This is a genomic window from Tomitella cavernea (assembly GCF_016599145.1).
GTDB classification, from domain to species: Bacteria; Actinomycetota; Actinomycetes; order Mycobacteriales; family Mycobacteriaceae; genus Tomitella; species Tomitella cavernae.
The window spans coordinates 20585-42160 of the sequence record NZ_JAENKO010000041.1 but is presented as its reverse complement, the minus strand read 5'-3'; the positions used below and the strand labels follow the sequence as shown (position 1 = coordinate 42160).

19 protein-coding genes are annotated in these 21576 nt (G+C 70.8%); 4 read left to right on the top strand and 15 right to left on the bottom strand.

Annotated elements, in window-relative coordinates; translation table 11 throughout:
- Window positions 1-194 precede the first annotated feature (194 nt).
- From pafA to JJ683_RS13945, 7 genes are all read right to left on the bottom strand, one after another.
- The gene (gene pafA / locus JJ683_RS13975) at window positions 195-1553 is read right to left on the bottom strand and encodes a Pup--protein ligase (RefSeq protein WP_200175000.1); all 1359 of its coding nucleotides are present in this window, start codon (window positions 1551-1553) and stop codon (window positions 195-197) included.
- A gap of 55 nt (window positions 1554-1608) precedes the next feature.
- A complete protein-coding gene (gene prcA / locus JJ683_RS13970) occupies window positions 1609-2424 on the bottom strand; it encodes a proteasome subunit alpha (protein ID WP_200174997.1) in 816 nt (271 codons plus the stop codon).
- Window positions 2425-2492: 68 nt separating this feature from the next.
- The gene (prcB, locus tag JJ683_RS13965; protein WP_200175011.1) at window positions 2493-3290 is read right to left on the bottom strand and encodes a proteasome subunit beta; all 798 of its coding nucleotides are present in this window, start codon (window positions 3288-3290) and stop codon (window positions 2493-2495) included.
- A 98-nt stretch (window positions 3291-3388) separates the two neighbouring features.
- Complete coding sequence (locus tag JJ683_RS13960) at window positions 3389-3577, bottom strand: ubiquitin-like protein Pup (RefSeq protein ID WP_200174995.1); 189 nt, start codon at window positions 3575-3577, stop codon at window positions 3389-3391.
- A gap of 156 nt (window positions 3578-3733) precedes the next feature.
- Window positions 3734-5233 (bottom strand): depupylase/deamidase Dop, encoded by a 1500-nt coding sequence (gene dop / locus JJ683_RS13955; RefSeq protein WP_200174993.1) that lies wholly within the window; start codon window positions 5231-5233, stop codon window positions 3734-3736.
- A gap of 111 nt (window positions 5234-5344) precedes the next feature.
- The gene (gene arc / locus JJ683_RS13950) at window positions 5345-7039 is read right to left on the bottom strand and encodes a proteasome ATPase (RefSeq protein WP_200174991.1); all 1695 of its coding nucleotides are present in this window, start codon (window positions 7037-7039) and stop codon (window positions 5345-5347) included.
- Window positions 7040-7317: 278 nt separating this feature from the next.
- On the bottom strand, window positions 7318-8208 hold the full coding sequence (locus tag JJ683_RS13945) for a tRNA (adenine-N1)-methyltransferase (protein ID WP_200174990.1): 891 nt from the start codon (window positions 8206-8208) through the stop codon (window positions 7318-7320).
- 45 nt (window positions 8209-8253) lie between these two features.
- Here JJ683_RS13945 and JJ683_RS13940 point away from each other — a divergent pair, with 45 nt between their 5' ends.
- Window positions 8254-9129, top strand: coding sequence for a RecB family exonuclease (locus JJ683_RS13940; RefSeq protein ID WP_200174989.1), 876 nt, complete (start codon window positions 8254-8256; stop codon window positions 9127-9129).
- A 61-nt stretch (window positions 9130-9190) separates the two neighbouring features.
- Window positions 9191-10018, top strand: coding sequence for a thioesterase family protein (locus JJ683_RS13935; RefSeq protein WP_200174988.1), 828 nt, complete (start codon window positions 9191-9193; stop codon window positions 10016-10018).
- A 16-nt stretch (window positions 10019-10034) separates the two neighbouring features.
- On the opposite strand, the gene hisG is transcribed toward JJ683_RS13935, so the two are convergent.
- From hisG to metH, 3 genes are all read right to left on the bottom strand, one after another.
- A complete protein-coding gene (gene hisG, locus JJ683_RS13930) occupies window positions 10035-10886 on the bottom strand; it encodes an ATP phosphoribosyltransferase (RefSeq protein ID WP_200174987.1) in 852 nt (283 codons plus the stop codon).
- A 61-nt stretch (window positions 10887-10947) separates the two neighbouring features.
- Window positions 10948-11211 (bottom strand): phosphoribosyl-ATP diphosphatase, encoded by a 264-nt coding sequence (locus JJ683_RS13925; RefSeq protein ID WP_182360046.1) that lies wholly within the window; start codon window positions 11209-11211, stop codon window positions 10948-10950.
- A 98-nt stretch (window positions 11212-11309) separates the two neighbouring features.
- Window positions 11310-14879: a methionine synthase gene (gene metH / locus JJ683_RS13920; protein ID WP_200174986.1), complete on the bottom strand. Its 3570-nt coding sequence runs from the start codon at window positions 14877-14879 to the stop codon at window positions 11310-11312.
- Window positions 14880-14929: 50 nt separating this feature from the next.
- On the opposite strand from metH, the gene JJ683_RS13915 reads away from it, so the two are divergent.
- Entirely contained in the window at window positions 14930-15886 is a 957-nt protein-coding gene (locus tag JJ683_RS13915) for a PAC2 family protein (RefSeq protein WP_200174985.1), read from the top strand.
- 55 nt (window positions 15887-15941) lie between these two features.
- Here JJ683_RS13915 and mshC read toward each other — a convergent pair whose 3' ends face one another.
- From mshC to JJ683_RS13895, 4 genes are all read right to left on the bottom strand, one after another.
- On the bottom strand, window positions 15942-17186 hold the full coding sequence (mshC, locus tag JJ683_RS13910) for a cysteine--1-D-myo-inosityl 2-amino-2-deoxy-alpha-D-glucopyranoside ligase (protein WP_200174983.1): 1245 nt from the start codon (window positions 17184-17186) through the stop codon (window positions 15942-15944).
- 109 nt (window positions 17187-17295) lie between these two features.
- A complete protein-coding gene (locus JJ683_RS13905; RefSeq protein WP_200174981.1) occupies window positions 17296-18291 on the bottom strand; it encodes an SCO1664 family protein in 996 nt (331 codons plus the stop codon).
- Complete coding sequence (locus JJ683_RS13900; protein ID WP_200174979.1) at window positions 18288-18881, bottom strand: DUF3090 domain-containing protein; 594 nt, start codon at window positions 18879-18881, stop codon at window positions 18288-18290. The genes JJ683_RS13905 and JJ683_RS13900 overlap by 4 nt, the downstream gene beginning before the upstream one ends.
- 50 nt (window positions 18882-18931) lie before the next feature.
- A complete protein-coding gene (locus JJ683_RS13895) occupies window positions 18932-19675 on the bottom strand; it encodes a histidine phosphatase family protein (protein ID WP_200174977.1) in 744 nt (247 codons plus the stop codon).
- Window positions 19676-19843: 168 nt separating this feature from the next.
- Between JJ683_RS13895 and JJ683_RS13890 the strand changes: the two genes are divergently transcribed.
- On the top strand, window positions 19844-20779 hold the full coding sequence (locus JJ683_RS13890) for an aldo/keto reductase (RefSeq protein ID WP_200174975.1): 936 nt from the start codon (window positions 19844-19846) through the stop codon (window positions 20777-20779).
- A gap of 66 nt (window positions 20780-20845) precedes the next feature.
- On the opposite strand, the gene JJ683_RS13885 is transcribed toward JJ683_RS13890, so the two are convergent.
- A complete protein-coding gene (locus tag JJ683_RS13885; RefSeq protein WP_200174973.1) occupies window positions 20846-21571 on the bottom strand; it encodes a neocarzinostatin apoprotein domain-containing protein in 726 nt (241 codons plus the stop codon).
- Between the last annotated feature and the right edge of the window lie 5 nt (window positions 21572-21576).

Sequence of the window (21576 nt, the reverse complement as noted above, 5' to 3'; positions counted from 1 at the left end):
CCGCCTGGAACACCTACGCGGCATCGCTCAAGGCTTCCGCAACCTCGACCACTACATCTTGCGATCACTACTGCACTCCGGCCAACTCGCCGCACGCATCAACGCACTCTAAGAGCTGAAGAGCCGCCATACCGCCCGCGCCGTGCGGGAGTGCGACGGGCTCCGGGCAATGTCGCGGGCACCGGGCAAGCCGGTCACATTGCGGCGATGAGGCGGTCGACCCGCTCGTCGACCGCGAGGAACGGGTCCTTGCACAGCACGGTGCGCTGGGCCTGGTCGTTGATCTTGAGGTGCACCCAGTCGACGGTGAAGTCGCGGTCGGCGTCCTGGGCGGCGGCGATGAACCGGCCGCGCAGCCGCGCGCGCGTGGTGTGCGGCGGGGTCTCCACCGCCGCGTCGACATCTTCCGGTTCGGTGATCCGGGCGGCCAGACCCTTGCCCTCCAGCAGGTTGAATACGCCGCGGCCGCGTTTGATGTCGTGGTAAGCGAGGTCGAGTTGCGCGATCTTGGGGTCTGCGAGCGAAATGCCGTACCGATTCTGATATCGCTCGAACAGTTTGCGTTTGATGACCCAGTCGACCTCGGTGTCCACCTTTCCGAAATCGTCCGATTCGACCGCGTCGAGCATGCGGCCCCACAGGTCGACGACCGCGTCGAGCTCCGCGTCGGGTGCGCGGTCGGCAAGAAAGGCCACGGCGCGCTCATGGTAATGCCGTTGCACGTCGAGCGCGCTGGCGTGCCTGCCCCCGGCCAGCCGCACCGGGTGCGTGCCGGTGAGGTCGTGGCTGATCTCACGGATGGCCCGGATGGGGTTGTCCAACGCGAAGTCGCGAAACGCGACACCCGCCTCGATCATCTCGAGGACCAGGTTCACGGTGCCGACCTTGAGGCGCGTCGTCGTCTCGGACATGTTGGAATCGCCGACGATCACGTGCAGCCGACGGTACCGGTCGGCGTCGGCATGCGGCTCGTCGCGGGTGTTGATGATCGGCCGGGACCGGGTGGTGGCAGAGGAGACGCCCTCCCAGATGTGCTCGGCGCGCTGGCTCAGGCACAGCGAAGCCGACTTGGGGGTCTGCAGCACCTTGCCCGCGCCGCAGATCAGCTGGCGGGTGACGAGGAACGGCAGCAGCACGTCGGAGATCCGGGAGAACTCACCCGCCCGGGCGATGAGGTAGTTCTCGTGGCAGCCGTAGGAGTTGCCGGCGGAGTCGGTGTTGTTTTTGAACAGGTAGATGTCGCCGCCGATCCCTTCGTCCTGAAGGCGCGACTCCGCGTCGTCGAGAAGCTGCCCGAGGATGATCTCCCCCGAACGGTCGTGGGTGACGAGCTGATCGAGACCGTCGCATTCCGCAGTCGCATACTCCGGATGCGACCCCACGTCCAGATACAACCGGGCGCCATTGCGGAGGAACACATTGGAACTGCGGCCCCAGGACACGACGCGGCGGAAAAGGTACCGCGCCACCTCGTCGGGGCTGAGCCGCCGGTGCCCGTGGAAGGTACAGGTGACCCCGTACTCGGTCTCGATGCCCATGATCCTTCGCTGCACACCCCGACACTACCGCGCGGACGTGAACTGAAGGCGAGATCGTGTGCGAGCGCGGCTATCCGGTCTCGTCCGCGCCGCCACCGGCCGCGTCGCCGCCGCTCGCCGGGGCTGCACCGTTTCCGGCCGTGCCCTGCCGGTCTTCGGCGGTGCCCCCGGCGGCGCGCGCCGGCAACAGCCGCGCGATCTCCTCCGCCCCTACGCGGCGGAATGCGCGGCGCGGGCGGTGGTGCTCGAGTACCCCCACCTCGATCACGCCTGCCGTGAGGCTGCGCGCCTGGGCGGCGTCCGTCTCCCCTGTCCCCCGTTCCAATGCCCCCACCGCGGTGTCCAGAGCGGCGGCGAGGTCCATCCCCTCGGTGAACGCGGACGACAGTTCGCGTGTGACCGGTTCGGCGGCGCCGCCCATGACGACGAACGTGGAGTGGTCGACGATCGACCCGTCGTAGGTGATCCGGTAGAGCTGCGGCGCGTCGCCGGACCCGGCGGGCGCGACCTCGGCCACGCAGATCTCCACTTCGTACGGTTTGGGATGGTCGGTGAAGATGGAACCGAGCGTCTGCGCGTAGGCGTTGGCCAGCGAACGGCCCGTCACGTCGCGACGGTCGTACGAATACCCGCGCATGTCCGCGTGCATGATCCCCGCGCGGCGCAGGTTCTCGAACTCGTTGTACTTGCCCACCGCGGCGAAGGCGAGGCGGTCGTAGAGCTCGCTCACCTTGTGCAGGGCCTTCGACGGGTTCTCGGCGACGAGAACCACGCCGTCCGCGTAGGTCATCGCCACCACGCTCCGGCCCCGGGCGATCCCCTTGCGCGCCAAGTCGGAGCGGTCGCGCATGATCTGCTCGGCCGACGCGTAATAGGGCATGGTCATGGGGGCGGCTCCGTCCTGGCGTTCTTCGTCGCTGTGCTGGTCGCGGGGGTGCGGATGTGCGGCCTCGCTCAGGCCCGTCCGGCCCGGCGGGTGCGGTCGTCGATCACCGTGGCGGCGGCGGCCTCGATCCGGTCCGCGGGCACGGCCTGGGCGCCGTCGACGGTCACCGAGATCGCCGTGGGGTACACGCCCCGGGTGGCGTCGGGCCCGCCGGTGGCCGAATCATCGTCCGCGGCGTCGTAGAGGGCCTCGACGGCCTTGCGCAGTGCGGCCTCGGGCGCGTCGTCGGGCGAGTACATCCGTTTGAGCGCCGACTTGGCGAACAGCGAACCCGACCCGACGGCGTGGTAGCCGGCGTGCTCCTCGTAGCGGCCCCCGGCGACGTCGTAGGAGACGATGCGGCCGGCGCGGGCGGGATCGCCCACCGCGGTGTCGTACCCGACGAACAGCGGGACGACGGCCAGCCCTTGCATCGCGGCACCGAGGTTGCCGCGCACCATCGTGGCGAGGCGGTTGGCTTTGCCGTCGAAGGTCAGCGGCATGCCCTCGATCTTGTCGTAGTGTTCGAGTTCCACCGCGAACAGCCGTACCAGCTCGATCGCGACGCCCGCAGTGCCGGCGATCCCCACCGCCGAGTAGGCGTCGGTGACGAAGACCTTCTCGATGTCGCGGCTGGCGATGAGATTCCCCATGGTGGCCCGCCGGTCGCCGGCGATGACCACGCCCTCGGTGTGGGCGAGCGCGACGATCGTGGTGCCGTGCGGCACCGACGGTGCCGCCCCGGCCTGCGTGGCCGCGGCCTGCGGGCCGTGACCGGGCAGCAGTTCGGGGTTGAACAGGCGCAGATGCTCGGCGAACGAGGACATGTCCGAAGACGGCGCGTCCGGGCGCACGGTGCGGCGCGGGTGGCCGGTGCCGGCGACGCCGAATCCGGGCAGGCCCGGGCCGTCCCACCCGCCCGGGATCATTGGCCGCCCTTCTGCACGTATGCGCGGACGAAGTCTTCGGCGTTCTCCTCCAGGACGTCGTCGATCTCGTCGAGGAGGTCGTCCGTGTCGTCCACGGACGCAGTGCTCTGCTGCTGTCCCGCGCCGCCGGTGACGGCCTCGTCGTCGTCCTCGCCGCCGCCGCGCTTGGTCTGCTCCTGTGCCATCGCGCCCCTCCTGGAGTGTCGCGCCGTATCGGCCGCCGAACCGGGCCCTCTGCCCGGGGGCCGGCGCCCGTCTCACCTGTCACCCTACCGATGGCGGGCGTCGTAGGTGCGCAACAGCTCTCACACCGTTAGCGCACCGGCCCGCCCGTGCGTGTACTACGACGTCAGCGAGTCGACCAGCTCGCGCGCGGTCGTCGCCGTGTCGAGCAGTGCGCCCACGTGCGCACGGGTCCCGCGCAGCGGCTCCATCGTCGGGATGCGCACCAGCGACTCCCCTCCCACATCGAAGATGAGCGAGTCCCAGCTGGCCGCGGTGATGTCCGCACCGAACCGTCGCAGGCACTCACCGCGGAAGTACGCACGGGTGTCCGTGGGCGGGTTGCCGACCGCGTGCAGGACCTGCTCCTCGGCGACGAGGCGCCGCATCGACCCGCGCGCGACGAGTCGGTTGTACAGACCCTTGTCCAGGCGGACGTCGGAGTACTGCAGGTCCACCAGGTGCAGCCGCGGCGCAGACCATCCGAGCCCCTCCCGCTGCCGGAAACCGTCGAGAAGGCGCAGCTTCGCGGGCCAATCGAGGCGGTCGGCGCACAGCATCGGATCCTCGTCGAGGAGGTCGAGCACCTGCGCCCACTGCTCGAGCACGTCGGCGGCGCGCGCGTCGTCGGGCGCGTGGCGGGCGCAGAACTCGGCCGCCCGCCGGTGGTATTCGCGTTGGAGTTCGATGCCGGTGAGCCGGCGGCCGTCCGACAGATCCACGCGTGTGCGCAGCGTGGGGTCGTGGCTGATGGCATGGATGGCCTGCACCGGGGCAGCCAGCTGCAGGTCGGCCAGGCCCACGCCGGCTTCGATGAGGTCCAGCACCAGGGCCGTGCTGCCCACCTTGAGGTAGGTGGCGGTCTCGGCGAGGTTCGCGTCGCCGACGATGACGTGCAGGCGACGGTACTTCGCGGAATCGGCGTGGGGCTCGTCGCGGGTGTTGATGATGCCGCGCTTGAGCGTGGTCTCCAGCCCGATCTCCACCTCGATGTAGTCGGCGCGCTGGGAAAGCTGGAATCCCGGCTCCTCGCCGGACTGGCCCAGGCCCACCCGCCCGGAGCCGCAGATCACCTGGCGTGAGACGAAGAACGGGATCAGCCCCACCGCGATGTCGGTGAAATCGGTGTCGCGGCGCATGAGGTAGTTCTCGTGCGTGCCGTAGGACGCGCCTTTGCCGTCGACGTTGTTCTTGTACAACTGCAGGCGCGGCGTGCCGGGCACGCTCGCCGCGTACCGGGCGGCGGCCTCCATGACCCGTTCGCCCGCCTTGTCCCAGATGACGGCGTCCAGCGGGTCGAGCACCTCGGGCGCGGAGTATTCCGGGTGCGCGTGGTCCACGTACAGTCGCGCGCCGTTGGTGAGGATGAGGTTGGCCGCGCCCACCTCGTCCGAGTCGATGACGGGCGCCGGGCCGCGGCTGCGCCCAAGGTCGAACCCGCGGGCGTCGCGCAGCGGCGACTCCACCTCGTAGTCCCACCGGGTGCCGCGCGCCCGCGGCATTCCTGTGGCAGCGCCGTAGGCGAGCACCGCCTGCGTGGAGGTGACGATGGGGTTGGCGGAGTGCTCGCCTGGAGCGGAGATGCCGTACTCGACCTCGGTCCCGATGATGCGCTGCATGGCCCGAGCCTATCGCCGCCCGCCGCCGCGGTCCGCCGGGCGGGCGGTCGCGTCGGCTTCGGGCGGGTATCGCTCCATCACAGGTACTGCCCCATCACAGGCATTGGTCCATCACAGGTACTGCCCCGTGCTGGTCTCGGTGTCGATGGCCCGGCTGGCGCTGGACGACTTGCCCGTCACGAGCGTGCGGATGTACACGATCCGCTCGCCCTTCTTCCCGGAGATGCGTGCCCAGTCGTCCGGGTTCGTCGTGTTCGGCAGGTCCTCGTTCTCGCTGAACTCGTCCACGATCGAGTCCAGCAGATGCTGGACTCGCAGCCCTGGCGCGCCGGTGTCGAGCACCTCCTTGATGGCGTACTTCTTGGCGCGGTCGACGATGTTCTGGATCATGGCACCCGAGTTGAAATCCTTGAAGTACAGGACCTCCTTGTCGCCGTTGGCGTAGGTGACCTCGAGGAAGCGGTTGTCCTCGCTCTCCGCGTACATGCGGTCCACGACCCGGGTGATCATCGTGTGCACGCAAGCGGCCCGGTCGCCGCCGAACTCGGCCAGGTCGTCGGCGTGGATGGGCAGGCCCTCGGTGAGGTACTTGGAGAAGATGTCCTGCGCGGCCTCGGCGTCGGGCCGCTCGATCTTGATCTTCACGTCCAGGCGGCCCGGCCGCAGGATGGCGGGGTCGATCATGTCCTCGCGGTTGGACGCACCGATGACGATGACGTTCTCCAGGCCCTCGACGCCGTCGATCTCGCTGAGCAGCTGCGGCACCACCGTCGTCTCCACGTCGGACGATACGCCGGACCCGCGGGTGCGGAAGATCGAATCCATCTCGTCGAAGAACACGATCACCGGCGTGCCCTCGGACGCCTTCTCCCGCGCGCGCTGGAAGATCAGCCGGATGTGCCGCTCGGTCTCGCCGACGAACTTGTTGAGCAGTTCGGGGCCCTTGATGTTGAGGAAGTAGGACTTGACCTCGCGCGAGTCTTTGCCACGCGACTCCGCGATCTTGAGGGCCAGGGAGTGCGCCACCGCCTTGGCGATGAGGGTCTTTCCACAGCCCGGCGGGCCGTAGAGCAGCACCCCCTTGGGTGGGCGCAGCGCGTACTCGCGGAACAGGTCGCCGTGCAGGAAGGGCAGCTCCACGGCGTCGCGGATCTGCTCGATCTGCCGTCCCAGCCCGCCGATGGCGGTGTAGTCGACGTCCGGCACCTCCTCGAGCAGCAGGTCCTCGACCTCCGCCTTGGGGACGCGGGCGAAGGCGTAGCCGGCCTTGGTGTCGACGATGAGGGAGTCGCCGGCGCGCAGCGGCTTGCGTTCGCCGTACTCGCCCAGCGGGCTCTCCAGCAGCGGATCCGCCAGCCACACGATGCGTTCCTCGTCCGCATGGCCCACGACCAGCGCGCGGTGACCGTCGTCGAGCACCTCACGCAGGGTGCAGATCTCGCCGACCTGTTCGAAATCGCAGGCCTCCACCACGGTGAGGGCCTCGTTGAGCCGAAGGCTCTGACCGCGGCGCAGCGTCGACGCGTCCAGGTTGGGTGACAGCGTGAGGCGCATCCGCCGTCCGGAGGTGAAGACGTCGGCGGCCTCGTCATCGACGGATCCGACGAGCACGCCGAACCCGCTGGGCGGCTGCCCGAGCCGGTCCACCTCCTCGCGCAGGGCGACGAGCTGGGTGCGCGCCTCCTTGAGCAGCTCGGCGAGCTTGGTGTTGCGCGTGGTGAGCGCGGCGATGCGACGTTCGAAATCCTGATCGGATCCGTCGCCGTGCGGCGCATTCGCGCCCGCGCCGTTCCCTGGTGCTGTCATGACGTCCTCCCTCTGCGGACGGCGGCGGACCCGCACGGGCGCCGCCGTCGACGATCGGACCGCCCCGCAGCACCGGCTGCCCGGTCACCGGGCCGCCGCCCGCGGGTGAACCTGCGGGGAAGCGCGTCCCGGCGCCTACGGAGGCCGCGCTGCGGCACCGAACCCGTTGTGCCTCCAACGCTACCGGGATGACGGCGTCGGCGGCGGTTACCGGCGCAAAGCGTGTCCCGGATCCCCGCCGCCCGCGCGGAGGGGGATGCGGCTCGACCGCTGTGCGCTCAGCCTTTGCTGGGGCGGCGCTCGGGCCGGGGGGCGATGGTGCCGTCGGCCAGTCGGCGGGTGCCGATGAGGAATGCGGTGTGCCCCTGCATGCGGTGCTCGGGACGCACGGCCAGACCCACCGAGTGCCAGTCGCGCACGATCGTCTCCCAGGCGCGGGGCTCGGTCCAGCACGCCTGTTCGCGCAGCGCCTCGACGACGCGGGAAAGCTGGGTGACGGTGGCCACATAGACGATGAGCACTCCGCCGGGCACGAGGGTGCGCGCCACGGCAGGAAGCACGTCCCACGGTGCGAGCATGTCGAGGATGACCCGGTCGACGTGGCCGCCGACGGCCTCCGGGGACGCCTCGGCGAGATCGCCGATGGTGAGGTCCCAGTGTGCTGGGCGGCCACCGAAGAACGTCTCGACATTGCGGACGGCGTGCACCGCATGATCCTCGCGGACCTCGTAGGAGATGACGCGGCCCTCCGGGCCCACGGCCCGCAGCAACGAGCAGGTCAGCGCGCCGGAGCCCGCGCCCGCCTCGAGCACCCTCGCGCCGGGGAACACGTCGCCCTCGTGCACGATCTGCGCAGCGTCCTTGGGATAGATGACCTGCGCGCCGCGCGGCATCGAGAGCACGTAGTCGGTGAGCAGCGGCCGCAGCGCCAGATATGGCGTGCCGTTGGACGACTCGACCACCGTGCCCTCGGCCGCGCCGATGAGCGCGTCGTTCTCGATGGCGCCGCGGTGGGTGTGGAACTGGCCGCCGGGGGCGAGCACCACGGTGTACTTGCGCCCCTTGCCGTCGGTGAGCTGGACCCGCTCGCCCACGCGGAACGGCCCGGTCGGCGCTCCGCTCCCACCGGGCGCCGTCCCGGACGCTGAAGCCTCGGCGTCGATCGCCATCAGTCGGTTGCCTTCCTGTCGGTATCGGGCATTACCCTGCCAGCCATGGACACGCCCGCACCCGGAGACCCCGTGCAGAAGACTGCCCCGTCACAGCAGGCACACCGCGGAGGGCGGGCGCGCGGGCGCCGGCACATCGCCCTCTCGCCGTCGCGGGCCTCGGACTTCAAGCAGTGCCCGCTGCTGTACCGGTTCCGGGCGGTGGACCGCATCCCGGAGACGCCGTCGACGGCCCAGGCACGCGGCACGCTGGTGCACACCGCGTTGGAACGGCTCTACGCGCTCCCGGCGGCCGAGCGGGTCCAGGAACGCGCGGCCGGTCTTCTGGAGCCGGCCTGGAGCGAGATGGTCGCCGGCCAGCCGGAGCTGGCCGGGCTGGTCGGGCCGGCGGACCGCGCGCAGTTCCTGGACGAGGCACGCGGACTCATCGCCGGCTATTACACGATGGAGGATCCCACGCGGTTCGAACCGGATGCGTGCGAGCAGCGCGTGGAGACCCGCCTCGATGACGGCACCCCACTGCGCGGGTTCATCGACAGGATCGACGTGGCGCCCACGGGGCAGGTGCGGGTGGTCGACTACAAGACGGGCCGCTTGCCGTGGGGGCCGGGCAAGGCCACCGCGCTGTTCCAGATGAAGTTCTACGCGTTGGCGCTTCTGCGTGAGCGTGGTGTGCTGCCGACCCAACTGCGGCTGATGTACCTCAAGAGCGGCGAGGACCTGATCTACGAGCCCACGGAGCCGGAGCTCGACCGGTTCGAGCGCACCGTGTCCGCGCTCTGGCAGGCCATCCGTACCGTGGGGAGCACCGGCGATTTCCGCCCGACGCCGTCGAAGCTGTGCGACTGGTGCGATCACAAGGCGCTGTGCCCCGCCTTCGACGGCACGCCGCCGCCCTACCCCGGCTGGCCCGGAGAGTAGTCGCGGGCGGGCGGCCGGGCCCGTAGCGTGCCGACGTGCCGCATCGGCCACACTGGTGCGCATGACCGATTCCGGGGCGGACTCCGCCTTCTACCACCGGCTGGGTGTCGCGGACGACGGGACCGAACGCTTCGCCGCCACCGACTACACGCGCAGCGTGTGGAGCACGGAGATGCAGCACGGCTCGCCGCCCGCCGCTCTGTTGGTGCGCGCCATGGAACGCGGCCACCCGCGGGAAGGCGCCCGCCTGGCCCGCGTCACAGTGGAGCTGCTGGGCCCGGTGCCGGTCACGGAATGCCGGGTGCGCAGCCGTGTGCTTCGGCCGGGGCGCTCCATCGAACTGCTCGAGGCGCGGATGGACGCGCCGATGCCCGACGGGTCGGCCCGGACGGTGGCGAGCGCGCGGGCCTGGCGGATGGCCACCGAGGACACCGCGATGGTGCAGCGGGCCACGGACGACCGATACCCCGCGGGGCGGCCGTCGGCAGATTCGGGGTTTGGCTTCTTCGGCGCCCACGAGGTGGTCACGTTCCTCGACGCGGTCGAGTGGCAGTGGACCTCACTCGCCGGGGACGAGGAGCCGGGTCGCGTGCGGGTGCGCGGGAAAGTGGCGCTGGTGGCGGGCGAGGAGCCTACACCCCTCGAGCGGATGTTCTGCGTGATCGACGCGGCCAACGGTGTCGGCGCCACCCTCGATCCGCGGGAATGGACGTTCCTCAACACCGAGATGTCCGTACACATCCACCGCGTGCCCGGAGTCGGCCTGGGGATCGCCGCGGAGTCCAGCGTCGGCCCCGACGGGGTGGGCATGTGCACCGCTGTCATCCATGACGAGGCGGGACCGGTGGCACGTACCGCGCAATCGTTACTGGTGCGCCGCCGCATCTGACCACCGGCGCGCAGGCTCACATGCGGCAGGACCTGATGTCGGTGGCGAGCACCGCCCGCGCACCGACGGCCTTGAGCTGGTCCATGACCCCGTTCATGCCCTTGCGCGGCACCATGGCGCGCACGGCGAGCCAGCCGGGTTCGGCCAGGTCGGACACGGTCGGAGACTCGACTCCGGGGGTGACTCGTGAGGCCTCGTCCAGCAGCTCGCGCGGGCAGTTGTAGTCCAGCAGCACGTACTGCTGTCCATACACGACGCCTTGCACCCTGGCCGTGAGCTGGGCGCGCGCGGCGGCCCCTGCCTCGGACGCGTCGTCGCGCCCGATCAGCACCGCCTCCGACCTGCACAGGACCTCGCCGAACGGCGCGAGGTCGTGCTGACGCAGGGTGCGTCCGGACCCGACGACGTCGGCGATGAGGTCCGCCACGCCGAGCTGGATGGAGATCTCCACGGCCCCGTCGAGCGGGATCACCGTGGCGGACAGGCCGCGCGCGGCCAGGTCGGCGCGCACCAGATTCGGATACGCGGTGGCGATGCGGACGCCGTCCAGGTCGCCGACGGTCCACTCGCGACCCCGGGGGGCCGCGTAGCGGAAAGTGGAGCGGCCGAAGCCCAGGGCGAGCCGCTCGGCCACCGGGGCGCCGGATTCCAGGGACAGGTCCCGGCCGGTGATCCCCAGGTCCAGCTCGCCCGACCCCACGTAGGTGGCGATGTCCTTGGGGCGCAGGAAGAAGAACTCGACCTCGTGCTCGTCGTCGAGCACGGTGAGGTCCTTGCTGTCGCTGCGGCGGCGGTAGCCGGCCTCGGCGAGCATGGCGGCGGCCGATTCGGACAGCGCCCCCTTGTTGGGTACGGCGACCCTGAGCATGTGCGGTTCCTTTGCGGTCAGGTGGATGGTCGACGGTCCGGACTGCGGGAGGGCCCGCGGTTCACAGATGCCGGTATACGTCCTCCGGGGACAGCCCGCGCGCGACCATCATCACCTGCACCCAGTACAGCAACTGCGAGATCTCGCCGGCGAGTTCGTCGTCCGTCTCGTGCTCGGCGGCGATCCACACCTCGCCTGCCTCCTCGATCACCTTCTTGCCGATGTGATGGACGCCGGCGTCCAGTGCGGCGACGGTGCCGCTGCCCTCAGGTCGTTCCGCGGCGCGCAGGGACAGCTCGGCGAACAGGGAGTCGAAGGTCTTCACGGGAAGTCATCTTCCCACACGCCCGGGCGACGCCGACGGGGCGTCGCCCGGGCGGGGCGGCTGCGCCGTCGGCCTCGCCCGGAGTGTCCGGTGAGCGCTCAGGTGTTGAAGTACTTCGCCTCGGGGTGGTGCAGGACGAACGCGTCGGTGGACTGCTCCGGATGCAGCTGCAACTCCTCGGAGAGCTCCACGCCGATCCGGTCGGGTTCCAGGAGCGCTACCAGTTTGCGCCGGTCCTCGAGGTTCGGGCAGGCGCCGTAGCCGAACGCATACCGGGCGCCGCGGTACCCGAGCTTGAAGAACTCCTCGATGGCCACCGGATCGTCGTCGGCCACCGACCAGGTGCCGTCGACGGTGAGTTCGGAGCGGATGCGGCTGTGCCAGTACTCGGCCAGCGCCTCGGTGAGCTGCACGCCGAGCCCGTGCACCTCCATGTAGTCGCGGTAGTGGTTCTCCGCGAAAAGCCGGTTGGCGAAGTCGGCGATGGGCTGTCCCATGGTGACCAGCTGGAAGGGCAGCACGTCCACCTGGCCGGTCTCGCGCGCCTGCCCGCGTGAGCGGATGAAGTCCGCGACGCACAGAAAACGCCCGCGCTCCTGTCGTGGGTAGGTGAACGAGTAGCGCACGGGAGCATCCGGATCCGCGGACTCGAGCACGTGCACGGTGTCCTTCTCCGAGACGGTCGGGAAGTACCCGTAGACCACCGCCGAGTGGGCCAGGATCCCCTCCGCGGTCAGGCGGTCGAGCCAGTAGCGCAGGCGCGGACGTCCCTCGGTCTCGACGAGCTCCTCGTAGGAGGGCCCCTCCCCCTTGCGGGCGCCGCGCAGGCCCCACTGGCCCAGGAAAGTCGCGCGCTCGTCGAGCATGCCCGCGAAATCCTTGACGGCCAGGCCCTTGACCACCCTGGTGCCCCAGAACGGCGGGGTGGGGATGGGGTTGTCGGCCGCGACGTCGGAGCGTTCGGGGACCTCCACGGGCGTCTCGGCCGCCTTGCGCTGCGCGGCGATGCGCTTGGACCGGCGTCGGCGTTCCTTGCGCTCCTCCTTCTTGCGGGCGGCCTCGAGGGCCTCGGGGCTGTCCGGGTCCGGTCCCTCGCCGCGCTTCACCGCCATGATCTCGTCCATCAGGCGCAGGCCCTCGAACGCGTCACGCGCGTAGCTCACGTCGCCCTCGTAGATCTCGGCCAGGTCGTCCTCGACGTAGGTGCGGGTGAGCGCGGCGCCGCCGAGCAGCACCGGGAAGTCGCCCGCCACACCCTTGGAGTTGAGTTCGACCAGGTTGTCCTTCATCACCACGGTGGACTTGACCAGCAGTCCGGACATGCCGATGGCGTCCGCCCTCTTATCCACCGCGGCGTCGTAGATCGTGGTGATTGGCTGCTTGATGCCCAGGTTCACGACCTCGTACCCGTTGTTGCTGAGGATGATGTCGACGAGATTCTTGCCGATGTCGTGGACGTCGCCCTTGACGGTGGCGAGGACGATGCGCCCCTTACCGGAGTCGTCGGCGGCCTCCATGTGCGGTTCGAGGTGCGCCACCGCGGATTTCATCGTCTCGGCCGACTGGAGGACGAAGGGCAGCTGCATCTGGCCGGAGCCGAACAGCTCGCCCACGGTCTTCATCCCGGACAGCAGCGTGCCGTTGATGATCTCGAGCGGCGGCACCGTCCCCATCGCCTCGTCGAGGTCGGCCTCGATGCCGTTCTTCTCTCCGTCGACGATGCGCCGCTCGAGCCGATCGAACAGCGGCAGCGCGGCAAGTTCCTGGGCGCGGGTTTCGCGGGCGGACGCGGCGGAGACGCCCTCGAACAGCTCCATGAGCTTCTGCAGCGGGTCGTAGTCGTCGGTGCGGCGGTTGTAGACCAGGTCCAGGGCCGTGTCGCGCTGCTCGTCGGGGATCCGCGCCATCGGCAGGATCTTGGAGGCGTGCACGATGGCGGTGTCGAGGCCGGCCTGAACGCACTCGTGCAGGAACACCGAGTTGAGCACCTGGCGTGCCGCCGGGTTGAGCCCGAAGGAGATGTTCGACAGCCCGAGGGTGGTGTGCACCTGCGGGTAGCGCCGCTTGATCTCGCGGATGGCCTCGATGGTCTCGATGCCGTCGCGTTGCACTTCCACCTGCCCGGTCGAGATCGGGAACGTCAGGCAGTCGATGACGATGTCGGACACCTCGAGCCCCCACGTGCCGGTGAGGTCCGTGATGAGCCGCTCCGCGATGGCGACCTTGTGCTCGGCCGTGCGCGCCTGGCCCTGTTCGTCGATCGTGAGCGCCACGACGGCGGCGCCGTGCTCCTTCACGTGGCGCATGATCAGCTGATAGCGGGAATCCGGGGCGTCGCCGTCCTCGAAGTTCACCGAATTGACGATGCAGCGACCGCCCAGGTGCTCGAGACCGGCGCGCAGCACCTCGGGTTCGGTGGAGTCGAGCATGATCGGCAGCGTGGACGCGGTGGCCAGCCGGGACGCCAGCGCGCTCATGTCGCCGGCGCCGTCGCGGCCCACATAGTCGATGCACAGGTCCAGCAGGTGCGCGCCGTCGCGGATCTGGCCCTTGGCGATGTCGATGCACTTGTCGTAGTCGCCGCCGAGCATGGCCTCGCGGAACGCCTTGGACCCGTTGGCGTTGGTGCGCTCGCCGATGACAAGGAACGACGCGTCTTGGTCGAACGGCACGGCGGAGTACATCGACGAGACGCCCGGCTCGTGCACCGGATCACGCTGCGCGGGCCGGATTCCGCGCACCGCCTCGACCACGCGCTGCAGGTGCTCGGGCGTCGTGCCGCAGCAGCCGCCCACCATGGACAGGCCGAACTGCGTGACGAACCCGGCGAGCGCTTCCGCCAGCTCGTCGGGGGTCAGCGGGTACTCCGCCCCGTTCTTGCCGAGTACCGGCAGCCCGGCGTTGGGCATGACGGAGACGGGGATGCGTGCGTGCTGCGAGAGGAATCGGAGATGCTCGCTCATCTCCTCGGGGCCGGTGGCGCAGTTGAGCCCGATCATGTCGATGCCCAGCGGCTCGAGGGCGTTCAATGCCGCCCCGATCTCGGAGCCGACGAGCATCGTGCCCGTCGTCTCCACCGTCACGTGGGTGATGATCGGGATGCGGTGGCCGGCCCGGTCCATCGCGCGTTGGCTGCCGATGATGGCGGCCTTGGCCTGCAGCAGATCCTGGCAGGTTTCGACCAGGATGGCGTCGGCGCCGCCGTCGAGCATCCCCAGTGCGGATTCGGTGTAGGCGTCGCGGAGGTCGGCGAACGGCGCGTGTCCCAGTGTGGGCAGCTTGGTCCCGGGGCCCATGGAACCGAAGACGAGCCGGCCCTGCCCGTCCGCGCCGGGGCCCGCCTCGTCGGCGGCGGCGCGGGCCAGCGCCACTCCGCGCTGCGAGAGGTCGCGGATGCGGTCGGCGATGCCGTAGTCGGCGAGGTTGGGAAGGTTGCAGCCGAAGGTGTTCGACTCGATCGCATCGACCCCGACCTCGAGAAACCGATGGTGGATGTCCCGGAGCACGTCCGGCCGGGTCTCGTTGAGGATCTCGTTGCAGCCCTCGAGACCGCGGAAGTCGTCGAGCGGAAGATCGGCCGCCTGCAGCATCGTCCCCATCGCCCCGTCACCGATCACGACACGGCGGTCGAGGGCGCGGGCGAGTGCGGAATCAGTGTGTGCAGGCATGAGGACAGCGTAGTGGTCCGGTAATTTCCCACGGACCGTAGGCTGGGGGTGTGAGCAGTACGGACCCATCCCGCAGCGCCGGTGCGCCCAACCCCGATACAGACGGCCCCGATGCGCGGCGCCGCGACGGCGAGGACCCGGCCGACGACGGGCCCATCGTGGTCGCGGCCTTCGAAGGCTGGAACGATGCGGCGGACGCCGCGACCGGACTGGTCGAGCATCTCGCCCTGATCGGCGGGGCCACCCCGCTGGCCGAGCTCGATTCGGAAGGCTATTACGACTACCAGGTCAACCGGCCCACGATCTCTCAAATTTCGGGCGTCACCCGCCGGATCACCTGGCCGGCCACGCGGCTGACGCGGTGCCGCCTCTCCCCCGGCGGCCGCGAGCTGATCCTGGTGCACGGTATCGAGCCCAACCTGCGGTGGCGCGCTTTCTGCGCCGAGTTGCTGGATCTCTTCACCCAGGCGGGCGTTGCGGCCGTCGTCACCGTGGGCGCGCTGCTGGCGGACACCCCGCACACCAGGCCGGTGCCCATCACGGGCAGCACCCACAGCGCCGCCGCGGCGAAGCTGTACGGGTTGACCGGCAGCGACTACGAGGGCCCTACCGGCATCACCGGGGTGCTGCAGGACGCGTGCGTGCGCGCCGGCATCCCCGCCACCACGCTGTGGGCCGCGGTGCCGCACTACCTGTCGCAGCCGCCCAACCCCAAGGTGATGGTGGCGTTGATGCGCCGCCTCGAGCAGGTGCTCGGGTTCGAGATTCCGGCGGGCGACCTTCCGCGGCAGGCCGAGGAGTGGCAGGACACCGCACGAGCGCTCACCGAAGAGGACGAGGACATCGCGGAGTACGTGCAGGCGCTCGAGGAGCGGGGTGACGAGCAGACCGACATCTCCGAAATGCTGCGCGCCGTCGACGGTGATGAGATCGCAGCAGAGTTCGAGCGCTATCTGCGCCGCCAGGGGCCGGGGCGCGGCCCCGACCCCGGCGGCCAGGGCGGATAGCGGACGGGGCCGCTCTTCGGCGCGTCGGTCGCGTGTTGCCGCGTCGGGGCGTGCGCTATCCCGTCAGCTGCACGCCGAGCAGGGCGTCGACCGCGTCGGCGATGAGCCCGGGCGCCTGGGCGTCGCTCCCCAGGCCGGCCTCGACGTCCGCCGCCCACGCGTCCACCGCCGTCAACGCCTTCGGCGTGTCGAGGTCGTCGGCCAGGTGCTGACGCAGCCGCGCCACGGTCTCCTCCGCCCCCGGCCCCGCCTGGGCGTTCGCCGCGGCGCGCCACCGCCGCAGCCGTTCACGTGCGGTGTCGAGCAGCCCGCCGGTCCAGAACCGGTCGGTGCGGTAGTGCGCGTCGAGCAGTGCCAGGCGCAGCGCCATCGGGTCCTCCCCCGCCTCGCGAAGCCGGGAGACGAGCACGAGGTTGCCGAGGCTCTTGGACATCTTCTCACCGTCCAGCCCCATCATCCCGGTGTGCACGTAGTGCCGGGCGAAACGGCGTTCGCCGGTCGCGGCCTCGGCGTGCGCCGCGGAGAACTCGTGGTGCGGGAAGATGAGGTCGCTGCCGCCGCCCTGGATGTCGAAACCGCTGCCGATCCTGTTGAGCGCGATGGCGGAGCATTCGATGTGCCAGCCGGGACGCCCGTCGCCGAACGGGGACGGCCACGACGGCTCGCCCTCGCGCCGCACACGCCACAGCAGCGCGTCCAGGCGGTGCCGCTTGCCGGGGCGGTCGGGGTCGCCGCCGCGCTCGGCGAAGAACCGGTCCATCGTGGCCTTGTCGTACCCCGACTCGTACCCGAACTGCTCGGTGGCCTCGATGCTGAAGTAGACGTCGGGGTACTCCGGGTCGTCCACCACGTAGGCGGCGCCGGAGGCCAGGAGCTTCTCCACCATGGTGATGACCTCGTCGATGGACTCGACGGCCCCGATGTAGTCGCGCGGCGGCAGCACGCGCAACGCCGCCATGTCGGTGCGGAACAGGTCGGTCTCGCGCTCGCCCAGAGCGCGCCAGTCGATGCCGTCGCGCGCGGCGCGCTCGAACAGCGGGTCGTCCACGTCGGTGACGTTCTGCACGTAGTGAACCTCGTGGCCGTTGTCGCGCAGGACCCGGGCGACCACATCGAACGTCAGATAGGTCGCGGCGTGACCCATGTGGGTGGCGTCGTACGGGGTGATCCCGCACACGTACATGCCCGCCACCCGTCCGGGGGCGACGGGGCGGACGGCGCGGTCGGCGGTGTCGTAGAGACGGAGCGGCGGGCCGGAGCCGGGGACGGCGGGCACGGCGACATCGGACCAGGACTGCATATGCACCAGCCTAAGCGGTCCCGCGCCGGGCGACGTCGGCGGCCGGGCGGACCGAGTGCGCCGCTACGCCGTTCCGGCACGCGCACGCGCGCTGCCGGGTCCAGGGTGCTCAGAACGGCGGCCAGGGGATGGCGCGGGCGGCGGTGGGCCCCGGATGCACGCGCGATTCCACCAGCCGTTCGATCCGCCGCGCCAGAGCGTCGACCTCTGCGGTGGTGAGCAGCGCGTCGAGGGCGTCGGCCAACGGGGTGCTGCGGCGCCGGAGATCATCCCCGAGGACGGCGACGTCCGCGAGCAGACCGGCCGGGATCGGTCGGTGCGCCCAGCCCCAGAGCACGGTGCGGAGCTTGGGTTCGCTGTGCAGGCAGATGCCGTGGTCGACGCCGCGCAGTCGGCCACCGGGCGCGCACAGGATGTGGCCGGCCTTGCGGTCCGGGTTGTTGAGCACGACGTCGAGGACCGCGATGCGCTGCAACCGCTCGTCGTCCGCATGTGCGAGCACCACCTGGCGGCCGGTCATGTCTTCGGCCGCGAACACCGGCAGGTGGCCGGCGGGGACGGCATCGGCGGGGAACAGGTCCACGAGGTCGGTGGTGGAGTCCTCTATGACGGAGCCCCCGGCGGCAGAGCTTTCGACGGCAGAGCCCCCGACGGCAGAGCCCTCGACGGCAGAGCCCTCGACCTCGGAGCCGACGTCCGCCTGCGCGGGCGGGGCCTCTATCCATTCCTGTACCATCCCCCAGCCGTGCGGGCCGCCGCGCAGCACCGTCCGCGGAACGATCCCCCAACCCAGCGCGGCACTGATCAGATACGACGCGTACTCCCGCTCGGCAAGCGTGCCGTCGGGGAAGTCCCAGAGCGGCCGCTCCCCCAGCACCGGCTTGTAGACGCAGCGAGCCTCCCGGCCCGGCCCGCCCAGCCGGCACAGGAATGTGGCGTTGCTGGCAGTGGTGAGGCGGCCGATGACCTCGATCGGCGCAGCCCCCAACAGTGCAGGATCGGCGTCGGCGGGATCGGCGTGGGCAGGGGCGGCGTGGGCGGATTCGCCGTCCGCAGAGAGGGCGTCGCCGGGGTGGGCGGCGTCCCGGGGTGCGGGCACCGTCATTGTTCGTCGTCCGGCTTGTGCAGGTCGGTGAGCTCGATGCCGCGGTGGTAGCCGTTGGTGCGCGCGCAGATGTGGCCGGCGGGGTCGAGAGGCCTGCCGCACAGCGGGCATGGGGGCCTGCCGGCATCGACGATGAGCTCGGTGCGCGCGGAGAATTGCCGCGCCTCCGTCGGCGCCAGGAACACCCGCACCGTGTCGGGGCCCTCGTCGGTGTCGTCGAGCACCACCGACTCATCCAGCGGCGTCTCCGTCACCGCGAGCAGCTCGACGACCACCGCACCGGCGTCCGCCTCCCAGCCCAGGCCCATCGTGCCCACGCGGAACTCCACGTCCACCGGCATCTGCAGCGGCTCCAGGTCGTCCACGGCGACGTCCGTGGGCGGCAGCTCCGCACCGAACCGCCGGTGGACCTCGCCGAGAAGCGCGCCGATGCGCTCGGCCAGGATCTGCACCTGCTGCTTTTCCAGCAGGACGCTGACCAGCCGGTTGTCCTGGCTCACTTGGAGATAGAACGCGCGGTCACCGGGCTCGCCCACCGTCCCCGCGACGAATCGGTCCGGGCTGCGGAAGATGTGAATGGCACGTGACATGGCACCTCCAATCTATGGCCTGCGGTCGCGGTCGGTCATGGCAGCCCCGCTCAGACTTCCCCGCCGGGGACACCTCCGGTGAACGAGGACGCTCCGGGCGCCCCGTCCGGGGAACGGCGATCGCCGTCCGGACATTCCGGGGTGCCCCTCTGCGGGTCCCGCGGGCGCCGCGCGAGCCCGTCGAGTACGGAACCGGTGTCGTTCAGATGCTGCACCATCGGGCGGGCCTCGGTGTAGCGGATCACGCTGATCGCCGCCGGCACCGTGGCGATGCGCTGGAATCCGTCCAGATGCATCCCGAGGGCGTCCGCCAGGATCGACTTGATCACGTCCCCGTGGGTGCATGCCACCCACAGCGAGTTGTCGCCGTGCTCTGCGCGCAGGCGTGCGTCGTGCGACCGGATCGCCGCCACGCTGCGCGCCTGCACGGCGGCGAGGCATTCCCCGCCGGGGAACGTGGCCGCGGATGGCTGCTGCTGCACGACCCGCCACAGCGGTTCCTTGACGAGTTCGGACAGCGCGCGCCCCGTCCATTCGCCGTAGTCGACCTCCGCAAGCGCTTCGTCGGTGCGCACCTGTATGCCGATCACCTCGGACAGCGGGCGGACGGTGTCCCTGCAGCGCTGCTGGGGCGAGGAGACGATGGCCACGATGGGCAGTCCGCCGAGCCGGCGCGCAGCCTCGGTCGCCTGCGCCCGGCCGGTCTCGTCGAGCCCGACCCCGGGGGTGCGGCCCGCCAGGGTGGCCGCGGTGTTGGCGCTGGAGCGCCCGTGGCGCAGCAGGATCACCGTCATGTCCGCCACCCTATGCGCTCGGCGCGGCGCGGGTCGTGCCCCCGCGTGCCCGGGTTAGGGTGCTCTGGTCCGCGCCGCACCGTCCGTGCCGTACGGCACGGACGGTGACGATGGAGCCGAGGGGAGTGCAGTGGACCGACGAGCGGCCGCGCCGGGCAGGCGTGCGGCGTGAAGGAGACGAATCTGGGCCGCAGCGGCCTGCGGGTCTCGGGCCTCGGCCTGGGCACGCTCGCCTGGGGGCGGGAGACCGTCGGGGACGAGGCGGCCGGCCAGCTGCGCGCGTTCGCCGAGGCGGGCGGCACTCTGGTCGACACCTCCCCCGCGTATGGGGACGGGGCCGCAGAGGCCGTGCTCGCAGAACTTCTCGAGGACGTGGTGCCTCGCCGCGACCTGGTCCTGAGCAGCGCCGCCGGCATCGTTCCGTCGGCTCCGGTGGGCGCGCGCATCGACTGTTCGCGCCGCACCCTGCTCCAACAGCTCGATGCGACCCTTCGCGCCCTGGGCACCGACCATCTGGACCTGTGGCAGGTGGCGGCGTGGGACCGTCGTACCCCGGTGGACGAGATCGTCGACACCTGCGATTACGCAGTGCGCACCGGCCGGGTGCGTTACACGGGTGTCCGCGGGCACTTCGGCTGGCAACTCGCGACAGTGGCGGGCCGTGCCGGTGCTTCGCACATGGTGGCGGCGCAGGCCGAGTATTCGCTCCTCGCCCGCGGCGTGGAGGAGGAGCTGGTACCCGCCGCGCTGCACCACGGCATGGGATTGCTCGCGGCGGTTCCGCTGGCCGGCGGCGTGCTCACCGGTAAGTACCGGGACGGCGTGCCCAGCGATTCGCGCGGCGCCGACGCGGCAAGGGCGGAGATCGTCCAGGCCTACCTGCACGACGATGCGGTGAGCGTGATCGACGCCGTGGTCACGGCGGCGGACGGTCTGGGCACGTCGCCGTTGGCCGTGGCGTTGGCATGGATCCGCGACCGTCCGGGAGTGGGCAGTGCCATCGTCGGTGCCCGGGACATCGCACAGCTCACGGGCGTGCTGGTGGCGGCGGATCTCACGCTGCCACCGGCGATCACCGCCGCGCTCGACGACGTGAGCAGCTAGATCCGGCCGACAGGGCGGCCCCACAGGGAGGGCGGAGCCGCCGGGCGTGTCGGCCGGATCCGGCCGTCAGGAACCCTGCTGCCCGCGTCGACGGACCGCGATGGCGATACCGCCGATGACGACGAGCGCGACGACGACGCCGCCGACGGTCCACCAGACGACCGTCGACGAGCTGTCGGAGTCCTCGGCGGAGGCCTGGTCGTCCGTACTCTGGTCCCCTGTGCCCTGTCCTTCTGCGGCCTGTCCCCCGGTGGCCTCCCGGTCGGCCGACACCTCCGTCGCCACCGAACCCGTCGCCGCGGTGAAGGTGACCGGCACCCCGGTGACGGTGCCGAAACCGTTGCGGTGGTCGTAGAACAGGGTGATCGAACAGTCCGACTCGGTGCAGTCGACCGGGGTGCCGCTCATGGACGTGCCGGCGGCGACCGCGCTGAGCTCCGCGGTGAAGGTCCCGTCGGGGGCGATCGGCGTCGTCGCGCCCCGCCCATTGGACACCCATAGCTGCGACCCGGGCACCGTGCGGTCGCCGGAGCACTCCGGACCCGCGGGCCCCGTCGTGCCGGTCACGCAGGTGGCCACGTAGTAGCCGGCCTCGGGGTCGAGCCCGCTGCCCTCCACGGTGATGCTCTCGCCCGCTGCCAGCCCGTCGGTCTGGCTGATGGTCAGTTGCGGACCGGACGCCGCCGGGTCGGCGGCCGCGGCCGTGCTCACGGCGAGCAGCGATCCGGCGGCGACGGCGGCGATGCCGGTCGCTGCGGCGGCGCGGCGCAGGAGAGTGTGGGAACGGTGCATGGGAA